Genomic DNA, 500 nt, shown 5'->3' with positions numbered 1-500 from the left:
AAGCGGCTTTTAAAACAGGCATTCAAAAGTTAGAAAGGATGCATCCTTCTACACCGGATTATTCTGTTGTGTATAATCATTTGGATTTAATGTTGGATCTGCCTTGGGAAGATTATACAACGGATAAATACGACTTAAAAAACGCAAAAAAAATATTGGATGCAGATCATTATGGCATGTCCAAAATCAAAAGCCGCATTCTGGAGTATTTGGCCGTTTTGCAACTTAAAGGAGATATGAAAAGCCCTATCCTATGCTTTCTCGGCCCTCCCGGAATCGGTAAAACCTCATTAGGCAAATCTATTGCGCATGCCATAGGCAGAAAATATGTTCGCTTTAGTTTGGGGGGCTTACATGATGAAAGCGAGATCAGAGGTCATCGTAAAACTTATATAGGAGCTATGCCGGGCAGGGTATTACAAAATTTGCGAAAATGCAAATCTTCAAACCCTGTAATGATATTGGATGAGATTGATAAGATCGGGAATGATTTCAGAGGA

1 protein-coding gene is annotated in these 500 nt (G+C 39.2%); it reads left to right on the top strand.

From position 1 onward, the window contains the following. On the top strand, positions 1-500 hold a 500-nt coding region (locus ACWKWX_RS32800; protein WP_483829957.1), incomplete at both ends, for an AAA family ATPase.

The sequence above is a fragment of the Pseudomonas imperatae genome (assembly GCF_057128625.1).
Note: the sequence above shows the minus strand (reverse complement) of the source record. Positions and strands in the feature narration are given on the sequence as shown.